We start from the raw sequence: 10,152 nt of genomic DNA on the forward strand, positions 1-10,152 counted from the left end.
TTTACCACCGCGTCATTCCTGCCTGCCCCCAATGCGGCGCAGAATGAGACGATTTTTTACAGAACTTTTCCCCGGCTTTAGCCCCGGAAATCCTCCCGGCTATGCTACTATTCGCACCCTGCTGACCCCTAACCGGGCTAAAATAATAAACAATTTGTGGTGATAGATGAGCAACAGCTATCTGGCGTTTCCCCAGTTTGATCCGGTGATTTTCTCTATCGGACCGGTATCCCTCCACTGGTACGGACTGATGTATCTGGTTGGTTTTGTCTTCGCGATGTGGCTGGCTGTACGCCGTGCCAATAAGCCGGGCAGCGGCTGGACCAAAGACGAAGTCGAAAATCTGCTGTATGCCGGTTTCCTTGGCGTGTTCCTCGGTGGCCGTATCGGTTACGTATTCTTCTATAATCTGCCTCTTTTCCTCGACAATCCGCTTTACCTTTTCAAAGTTTGGGACGGAGGTATGTCCTTCCACGGCGGCCTGATCGGTGTGATCGTCGTAATGCTGGTCTTCGCCCGCCGCACCAAGCGTAATTTCTTCCAGGTCGCGGATTTTATCGCGCCGCTGATCCCGTTTGGTCTGGGTGCCGGACGTCTGGGTAACTTCATCAACGGCGAACTGTGGGGCCGTGTGACCACTGATGTGCCATGGGCAATGTTGTTCCCCGGCTCCCGTCAGGAAGATATCGCCATCGCTGCTGCTGACCCGAAATGGCAGCCGCTGCTGAACCAGTATGGTGTCCTTCCGCGCCATCCTTCCCAGCTGTATGAACTGCTGCTCGAAGGCATCGTGCTGTTTATCATCCTGAACGTCTTTATTCGTAAATCACGCCCGATGGGCGCGGTATCAGGCTTGTTCCTGATCGGTTACGGTTTATTCCGCATCATTGTTGAGCATTTCCGTCAGCCGGATGCACAGCTCGGTTTGTTCGACGGCGTGATCAGCATGGGGCAGGTACTGTCCATTCCGATGGTAGTCATCGGCCTGATTATGATGGTCTGGGCATACCGCCGTCCGCAGAAACAATTGTCGTGAGGTAACATGAAACAGTATCTGGATTTAATGCAGAAAGTGCTCGATGAGGGCACCCCTAAAGCCGACCGTACGGGTACCGGCACGTTGTCGATTTTTGGTCATCAGATGCGTTTCAATTTGCAGGAAGGTTTCCCGCTGGTCACCACCAAACGTTGTCATTTACGCTCCATCATTCATGAACTCCTGTGGTTCCTGAAAGGCGAAACCAATATCGCCTATCTGAGTGAAAACAATGTCAGCATCTGGGACGAGTGGGCCGATGAAAACGGCGATCTCGGCCCGGTGTACGGCAAGCAATGGCGTGCCTGGGGCGCTGCGGATGGAAAGCAAATCGACCAGTTGACCAATGTCGTGAACCAGCTTAAAAGTGATCCGAATTCGCGTCGTATTATTGTTTCTGCGTGGAACGTCGGTGAGCTGGATCAGATGGCACTGGCACCTTGCCATGCTTTCTTCCAGTTCTACGTGGCGGACGGTAAGTTGTCTTGCCAGCTTTATCAGCGTTCTTGCGATGTTTTCCTTGGCTTGCCGTTTAACATCGCCAGTTATGCGCTGCTGGTGCACATGATGGCGCAACAGTGCTCTCTTGAAGTCGGCGATTTTGTCTGGACCGGGGGCGACACCCATCTGTACAGCAACCATATGGAACAGACGCATCTGCAACTGAGCCGTGAACCGCGCGCGTTGCCTAAACTGATTATCAAACGCAAACCGGCCTCCCTGTTTGATTACAACTTCGAAGATTTCGAGATTGAGGGGTACGATCCGCACCCTGCAATAAAAGCGCCTGTCGCTATCTGATTCTTCGCTGTTTGCTGCCTGACGCCTGTCAGGCAGCCATTATCCTGACTTCCCTCTGCAACACTTTTTACCCTTTTCCCCGACGATTCCCATCGCTTTTGTATCCCACATTTTGATTTTGCGAGACGTCGCGCAACATTTTTGTCGCGCGCATTCTTTTGCACTTTTTCTTCTCGGGATGTCCTGGAAAAAATCATTTTGCCACTGGTGGTGAAAATTCAAATGCCTACCCTGAGCGTATGAAAACAACCGAACGTTCAGGAGAGCAGGGAATGTCACTGATAGAAATGATGGTGGTTGTCGCGCTGGTCGCGATGTGCACCCTGTGGGGATTACACAGCTGGCGCGGCTATCAGCAGGCGCTGAAACTTGAACAGCAGGCGCAGCATCTGCGTTTGTATCTTTATGATTTGCAGGCTGAAGCGAACAATTACAACCGCTCCGCCATACTGTGGGCGATAAGCGGTACCGGCGGGTGCGTTGGTACAGGTGCGCGTCCGGCAGTTTGCAGTGCAGCGGGCGGAAGAGTGTTTGTGGTCAGTGAACCGGATATTGAGTTATTTGATTTTACCGACAAAGCGATGGGTTTTTACGGGCTACGAAATGCCGCGCTGGCCGGGCATCTGACACTGAAAAATGCGGCAGGGAGTCTGCGTGTGGTGCTCTCAGCCAGAGGGCGTTTGCGTCTGTGCAGTGAGAATAAGCCGATGCTGGGCATCGGAGTCTGTCAGTGATTTTCCGTCGGACGCAGGGCTTCACACTGCCGGAAGTGATGATGGCGATGGGAGTCGGCAGCATGCTGATGCTCAGTGCGGCGCAAGTTTATCCGCTGATGCGCCAGCGAAGCCAAAGCCTCGGGCGACATTATCAGTTGGATCAATTGCTGCGCCAGACCAGCTTTACTATCGAAAAAGACTTACGACGCGCTGGATTCTGCAATGGCGTGTGTGACGGTAAAACCGTCATTCTCGGCAATGCGTCAGGAGAAACTACAGGCTCCTGTGTTATCGCGATTTATGATCTGAACCGAAACGGGCACTGGGAAAAACCGGGTAGTGCAGAATCTGAATATTTTGGTTATCGCCTGCGTCAGGGCGGTATTGAAACCCAGCGTGGTGCAGATACATGCAACAGTTCTGGCTGGGAGAAGTTGCTCGACCCGGCAGAAGTTAACGTCACGAAGTTTGCCGTGACGGAGCATTCTGGCCTGACTGCCGGACGCCTTTTCTCACTGGAACTCGAGGCACGGTGGAGTAAAGATCCCCTGATCCACCGGAAAATTATTGTCCAGGTTGCGGGGCATTCCCTATGAAATTCCGGGCGAAAATCAGGAAGGATCCCTCTCAATACCATCAGCAGGGCAGTGCCATGATATTGAGTATTATGGTGATGATGGGGCTGGGTATGATTGCACTGAACTCCCTGCAACAACAGCTTTCCGCCGGGCTGGCTCTGACATCCCATCAGCACCGGTATGCGATTGCCTGGGAGAATGCTGCGTCTTCACTGAGCTGGGGAGTCAGCGAGCCGTGGAAATTAACGGCACAGACAAAGTGGCAATGTCAGACGTTGACCGCCGGGATCGTGACTGCGGGGTCAGGGCGTACCTGTGTCCGCCCTTCACTACGTGAAGATGTTTTTGTGGTGCGCGGAGAAGGGAGAGCGTCGGAAGGGGGAGAGCCCGTGCTCCTTTACCAGCAGGTTAGCGCGCAAAAACAAGCGGATGGCTTGCTGATTTTTTCCCCACTCAGGCAAGGCTGGCTGGATTTCTGTCCGGAAGCCGATGAGTTGTTCTGTGATGACTGAGAAAGAAATCAATCAGCAAGGATTTAGCCTGCCGGAAGTGATGATCGCCACGCTGCTGCTCTCAGTATCGGTACTTGGATTGCTCAACTATTTTCAATCGCTGAGTCAGGGTTTTATGCGTCAGTGGCAGGTGCAGCAGGCGTGGTCAGAGGCGCACTCAGAGTTAGAAGCCTATTCGGTCAGCGGAAACGGGACTCAACCGATGAATAAAGATTGGGAGTATCAGATATCCGGTTTTTCTGCCGGCCAGCGATGCACACTTGTCAGTGTAACTATCCGTTCACCGGCACAATATCAGGCACGTTTGCAGCGTTTAGTTTGCGAGCCAGATACAGGTAAACCTTCCGCTTAAGCAGGAGAAATACCGTTAAGCCGCTTGCAATGACAGCCTAACTGCATAGAGTGGTTTAAACAGGTGATTCATCTGGAGGGAATAACGCCCCCGGTTGCTAAAAGTGATACAGCGACAGGTTATACATCCCGACACAGATTTTTCGACAACTATCCTGCATCTGCGGGGTCTGAAAAGACTCAACGGCATAAAACAGCAGGTTGAGGTTCATCAGTGGTTGAACCGTCATTTTTGCCCGTGTGGCACGTATATTGGATTGAGGGAGAGTGGCAATGTTTAAACAGGTTACCCGATTCACAGGGTTACTGTTGTTATTGACCTTTTGGGCCCCTGTTGTTTCAAGTGCCGCCGGTTGGCAGCCTTATGCACAAGCTATCAATAAAAGTCAGAATGACCCGCGTCAGTATCAGGCGATAACGCTGGCGAATGATATGACGGTTTTGCTCGTTTCTGATCCTGATGCGCCTAAATCTCTCGCCGCTTTGGCTATTCCCGTCGGCTCGCTCGAAGATCCTGACTCACAGTTAGGTCTGGCTCACTACACTGAACACATGCTGCTGATGGGATCCAAAAAATATCCCCAGCCAGAAAGCCTTTCCGAATTTCTCAAGAAACATGGCGGCAGCCATAACGGTAGCACCGCATCCTATCGCACAGCATTCTATCTGGAAGTTGAAAATGACGCCCTTCCTGAAGCGGTAGATCGCCTTTCCGATGCAATCGGTGAACCGTTGTTAGACCCAGCCAATGGTGACCGCGAACGCAACGCGGTGAATGCTGAACTGACCATGGCACGTTCACGCGACGGAATGCGTATGGCACAGGTACGCGCTGAAACACTGAACCCTGAGCATCCTGGTTCGCGCTATTCAGGCGGTAATCTCGATACCCTAAAAGACAAGCCTGGCAGCAAGTTGCACGATCAACTGACGGATTTCTATCATCGTTACTACTCTGCCAATCTGATGGTCGGCGTGATTTATAGCAATAAACCTTTGCCGGAACTGGCGCAGCTGGCCGCAGACACTTTCGGGCAGATTGCCAATCATCATGCTGCCGTACCGCCGATTACCGTGCCGACCTTAACGGATAAACAGAAAGGCGAATATATCCATTTTGTTCCCGCACAGCCGCGCAAAGAGTTACGCGTTGAGTTCGCCATTGATAACAACAGCGCCGCGTTTCGCAGCAAAACGGATACCTATATCAGCTACCTGATCGGTAACCGCAGTCTGAATACATTGTCTGACTGGCTGCAAAAACAAGGCTATGCCGACGGTATCAGTGCCGGTGCGGACCCGATGGTCAACCGCAATCAGGGCGTGTTCAATATTTCAGTTTCGCTGACGGATAAAGGTCTCGCCGAGCGCGATACCGTCATTGCCGCCATCTTCAGCTATTTGCATGAAATGCGCGAGCAGGGCATAAAGAAACCCTATTTTGATGAAATCGCCCACGTGATGGCGCTGGACTTCCGCTATCCGGCGCTGACGCGGGATATGGATTACGTCGAATGGCTGGTGGATACCATGTTGCGCGTGCCGGTAGAACACGTTCTGGATTCGCCTTATCTGACGGACCAATACGATCCGAAAGCGATCGAATCGAGGCTGGATGAAATGACGCCACAAAATGCGCGTTATTGGATAATCAGCCCAAATGAGCCACACAATAAAGTCGCTTACTTTGTGAATGCGCCTTACCAGGTCGATAAAGTCCCGCCACAAACTTTCGAGCAATGGAAATCCCTGGGGGAGGGAATCAAACTTACTCTGCCTGAGCTGAACCCATACATTCCTGACTCTCTGGCGCTGGTGACCAGAGATTCGAAAGCGACAAAACCTGAACTGCTGGTTGAAGATAAAGGCCTGCGCGTATTTTACATGCCAAGCCGCTTCTTCGCTGATGAACCGAAAGCCAGCGTGACGGTATCCTTTCGTAATGAACAGGCATTAAGCACGGCGAAAAATCAGGTGCTTTATGGCCTGACGGATTATCTTACCGGCGTAGCGTTTGATCAGTTGAGTTATCAGGCTTCTATCGGCGGGTTGAGCTTTGGTACGTCGCCAGACAACGGGCTGCAGTTTACCGCCAGCGGTTTCACCGAATGTCTGCCGGACTTACTGGCCGCACTGGTGGACAGCTATCCTGATTTCAAACCCACGCAGCAACAGCTTGATCAGGCTAAGTCATGGTATCGGGAGCGATTAGCCTCTGCGGATAAAGGCAAAGCCTTCGAATTAGCACTGCAGCCGGTTCAGCTGCTTTCGCGCGTACCTTACACTGAACGTTCAGAACGCGAGAAGCTGGTTGCGGGTATCACGCTCGATGACGTAAATGCCTACCGTGAGCAGTTGATTCATCACGCCGCGGTGGAAATCATGGTGGTGGGTAACATGACAGGCGATCAGGTGAAAGCCATGTCCCAGCAGATTATGCAGAAGCTGGGGGCGCACGGAACCGATTGGTGGCGCGGAACGCAGGCCGTTGTGACTGAGCCTCAGAAAGCCAATATCCAGCGTGTCGGCAGCAGTTCTGACTCGGCGCTGGCCGCCGTGTATGTACCGACCGGTTATGATGAAGTCCAGAGCATGGGCTATAGCGCATTGCTCGGGCAAATTATTCAGCCGTGGTTCTACAGCCAGCTTCGCACGCAGGAGCAACTCGGTTATGCGGTGTTTGCGTTCCCCATTCCTGTCGGTAAACAGTGGGGGATCGGTTTCTTACTGCAAAGTAACAGCAAGCAACCGGACTATCTGTATCAGCGCTATCTGGCCTTTTACCCACAGGCCGAAAAACGTCTGCGTGAAATGAAAGACGCGGAGTTTATTCAGTACAAACAAGGGCTGGTAAATGAAATGCAGCAACGCCCGCAAACGCTGGATGAAGAATCTGACAGATTAGGTAATGATTTCAGCCGGGGGAATGCGCAGTTTGATACGCGTACCAATGTTATCCGTGTGATTGCCGGGCTGACGCAAACGCAGCTGGCGGATTACTTCCATCAGGCCGTAATTAAACAGGACGGTCTGGCGATGTTGTCTCAGGTCTCTGGCAGTGACAGTAAAACGCCGCACTACGCTGCGCCGGAAGGTTTCAAAACCTACACTGATACTTCAACATTGCAGAAAACCCTGAAATCACAGACTGATAAATAATGTGATTTGAAATTCAGAAAGCAAAAAGGACGCGTTAGCGTCCTTTTTTATGGATGAAAATCAGTGTTTAGAGCTCGGAAATCAGGATTTTAGAACGGCGCTGATAGTTATACATTTCCTGCTTCTGAATCGGCAGAACATCTACTTCGGCCGGTTTGAAGCCACGTTCCTGGAACCAATGGATGCTGCGGGTGGTGAGCACGAACAGACGGTTTAGGCCCATTTGCTTCGCCTGGCTGGCCACTCGCTGCAACAGCATTTCGCCGCGTGATGAACTGCGGTAGTCAGGATGCACTGCTACGCATGCCATTTCACCGATGCCTTCATCGTGGAACGGATACAGGGCCGCACAAGCGATGGTCAGGTTATCCCGTTCGATAATGGTGAATTTATCTATTTCCATTTCCAGCTGTTCGCGGGAGCGGCGCACCAGGATTCCCTGTTGTTCCAGCGGACGGATCAGTTCGAGGATCCCGCCGATGTCGTTGATGGTCGCGCGGCGAACCTGTTCGGCACTTTCCATCACGATTTGTGTGCCGATGCCGTCGCGTGAGAACAGCTCCTGAATCAACGCGCCATCTTCCTGGTAGCTGATCAAATGACTGCGACGTACGCCGCTGCGGCAGGCTTTCACCGCACCGCGCAGGAAGCGCACTGTGCCTGAGAGGTAATCGCCGCTGGCTTCCATTGTATCAATACGAAGCTGCGCATCATTTGGAAACAGCTCGGAAATGATATTGCCTTCTTCGTTTATCACGCCCTGTGAAGAACAGAAGCCTATCATCTTCTCAGCTTTCAGTTTGATGGCCAGCTGCGTCGCGACTTCTTCGGACGTCAGGTTAAAACTTTCCCCGGTGACCGACACCGCAACTGGCCCCATCAGTACAATGGCGTTACTGTCGAGCTGGCGGTGAATCGCTTCTTCGTCGATGCGGCGGATACGGCCACTGTGGCAGTAATCAATACCGTCATCCACGCCCAGCGGCTGAGCAATAATAAAGTTACCGGAAACGACGTTGATGTGCGCGCCCTGTAGCGGAGTATTATTCAGACTCATCGACAGGCGGGCAGTAATATCCAGCTGCAAAAGCCCCGCCGCCTGCTTCACGAGTTCGAGGGCGCGGGCGTCGGTGACACGGATATTTTTATGATAAATCGGCTCACAATTGTGGTCGGCGAGATTCTCGTCGATTTGCGGACGCGCGCCATAAACGACGACAAGCCGGATCCCTAAGCTGTGTAACAGACCGATATCATTGACAATATTGCTGAAGTTCTCATGCTCAATGGCTTCTCCACCGAGCATGACAACGAATGTTTTGCCACGGTGCGCATTGATATAGGGAACTGAGTGGCGAAATCCCTGAACCAGTTCAGTACTACGTTCCTTCACGGCAAAACCTCGTTTGAATTTTTATTCGTAATTTCTGTATTTTTATTCTTTTAGGGCTGTGTGGCAAGTAAGAAATCTCTGTTTTTCTATTAACAACGATTACAAACACACAACAAATTGATATATCGAAATAATGTTTAGGAATGACATGCAGGGAAGGATTGGTTAAAATTCTCAAACTGAGCTTTTTATCAACACTTTAAGACTTTTAAAACCTGTTTGAGACTGCATGACTGACGATAACCACAACCCCGGAAGACGACGACTTCTTCAAACCGTAGCGGCTTCCTGGATGCTCAGTGTGAGTAAAGTGGGGTTCGCTGCCAGTTCACAGATTATTGCCGTGCGTATCTGGCCCTCTTCGACTTATACCCGCATCACGCTGGAATCCAGTACTCCTCTGAAGTATAAGCAGTTTCTGCTGAGCTCACCCGCGCGCGTGGTGGTAGATATCGAAGGCGTTCACCTCAACAGCGTGCTGAAAGGCCTGGGGGATAAGGTCCAGCAGAGCGATCCTTATATTCAGCAGGCGCGGGTAGGGCAGTTTGATGCCAACACTGTGCGAATGGTGCTTGAGCTCAAGCGCTCAATCAATCCTCATGTATTCACGCTTAAACCGGTGGCAGAGTTTCACAACCGACTGGTCGTCGATCTGTATCCGGAAGAAGGTGCGGTCAGCGCTGAGGATGATCCGCTGCTGGCATTACTGGAAGATTACAATCGCGGGGATGTGGAAAGGACTTTGCCGCCGGAAGCCGCAAAAGACGGGCAGGCAGGGCGCAGCAGACCACTGGTCATCATGTTAGATCCCGGTCACGGCGGTGAAGACCCCGGCGCTATCGGAAAATATAAAACGCGTGAAAAAGACGTCGTTTTGCAGATTGCCCGCCGGTTGCAAAAGCTTATTGCCCGTGAAAAGAATATGAAAGCGCACATGACCCGCAATGAAGACGTCTTTATTCCGCTGAAAGTGCGTGTCGCCAAAGCGCGAAAGTTGCGGGCCGATCTGTTTATCTCCATTCATGCCGATGCGTTTACCAGCCGGGCGGCTAAAGGCTCGTCCGTTTTCGCCTTATCGACGAAGGGGGCGACCAGTTCAGCGGCACGTTTTCTGGCGCAGACTCAGAACGAATCCGACCAGATTGGCGGCGTGAGTAAAAGTGGTGACAAGTATCTCGATCACACGATGTTTGATTTGGTGCAGACAGCGACTATCAACGACAGTCTGAAATTCGGCAAGGAAGTGCTGACGCGGATGGGAAAGATTAACCCTCTGCATAAAAACAAAGTGGATCAGGCCGGATTTGCAGTGCTCAAAGCACCGGACATCCCGTCCATTCTGGTGGAAACCGCGTTTATCAGTAACATTAATGAAGAGAAGAAACTGCGTACGGCACATTTTCAGCAGCAGGTCGCGGAATCAATACTGGCAGGGATAAAGGCCTATTTCGCTCAGGGTGGAATGTCTGCAAGGGGGTAAATAGTAAAGGGATATCAGGAAGAGAAGGGGGACAGGATTCTGTCGCCAAAATTTAGAGACAAAAAAACACCCGTTAAGGTGCCTGATGTTTACTGGTTTTTAGTAGTTGGTTGCGGGGGCCGGATT

The 10,152-nt window shown here is 51.7% G+C and carries 9 protein-coding genes; 8 read left to right on the forward strand and 1 reads right to left on the reverse strand.

Annotated features, from left to right (window positions below; all coding sequences use genetic code 11):
- The first annotated feature begins 166 nt into the window (after positions 1-166).
- The 7 genes from lgt to ptrA all read left to right on the forward strand — a co-directional run bounded on the left by lgt (position 167) and on the right by ptrA (position 7,153).
- Positions 167-1,036: a prolipoprotein diacylglyceryl transferase gene (gene lgt / locus TU92_RS07890; protein WP_112165953.1), complete on the forward strand. Its 870-nt coding sequence runs from the start codon at positions 167-169 to the stop codon at positions 1,034-1,036.
- 6 nt (positions 1,037-1,042) lie between these two features.
- Entirely contained in the window at positions 1,043-1,837 is a 795-nt protein-coding gene (gene thyA, locus TU92_RS07895; RefSeq protein WP_112165955.1) for a thymidylate synthase, read from the forward strand.
- Between the two features lie 239 nt (positions 1,838-2,076).
- On the forward strand, positions 2,077-2,571 hold the full coding sequence (locus TU92_RS07900) for a prepilin peptidase-dependent protein (RefSeq protein ID WP_279633914.1): 495 nt from the start codon (positions 2,077-2,079) through the stop codon (positions 2,569-2,571).
- A complete protein-coding gene (locus TU92_RS07905; protein ID WP_244207828.1) occupies positions 2,568-3,149 on the forward strand; it encodes a prepilin peptidase-dependent protein in 582 nt (193 codons plus the stop codon). The genes TU92_RS07900 and TU92_RS07905 overlap by 4 nt, the downstream gene beginning before the upstream one ends.
- A 56-nt stretch (positions 3,150-3,205) precedes the next feature.
- Complete coding sequence (locus tag TU92_RS07910) at positions 3,206-3,643, forward strand: YgdB family protein (protein WP_112165976.1); 438 nt, start codon at positions 3,206-3,208, stop codon at positions 3,641-3,643.
- Positions 3,636-3,995 (forward strand): prepilin-type N-terminal cleavage/methylation domain-containing protein, encoded by a 360-nt coding sequence (locus TU92_RS07915; RefSeq protein WP_112165959.1) that lies wholly within the window; start codon positions 3,636-3,638, stop codon positions 3,993-3,995. Before TU92_RS07910 ends, TU92_RS07915 begins: the two co-directional genes overlap by 8 nt.
- Before the next feature lie 272 nt (positions 3,996-4,267).
- Positions 4,268-7,153, forward strand: coding sequence for a pitrilysin (gene ptrA / locus TU92_RS07920; protein ID WP_112165961.1), 2,886 nt, complete (start codon positions 4,268-4,270; stop codon positions 7,151-7,153).
- A gap of 67 nt (positions 7,154-7,220) precedes the next feature.
- On the opposite strand, the gene argA is transcribed toward ptrA, so the two are convergent.
- Entirely contained in the window at positions 7,221-8,546 is a 1,326-nt protein-coding gene (argA, locus tag TU92_RS07925; protein WP_112165963.1) for an amino-acid N-acetyltransferase, read from the reverse strand.
- 229 nt (positions 8,547-8,775) lie between these two features.
- On the opposite strand from argA, the gene amiC reads away from it, so the two are divergent.
- On the forward strand, positions 8,776-10,026 hold the full coding sequence (gene amiC, locus TU92_RS07930; RefSeq protein ID WP_112165965.1) for an N-acetylmuramoyl-L-alanine amidase AmiC: 1,251 nt from the start codon (positions 8,776-8,778) through the stop codon (positions 10,024-10,026).
- Positions 10,027-10,152 lie beyond the last annotated feature (126 nt).

The organism is Rahnella inusitata, assembly GCF_003263515.1.
GTDB lineage: Bacteria > Pseudomonadota > Gammaproteobacteria > Enterobacterales > Enterobacteriaceae > Rahnella > Rahnella inusitata.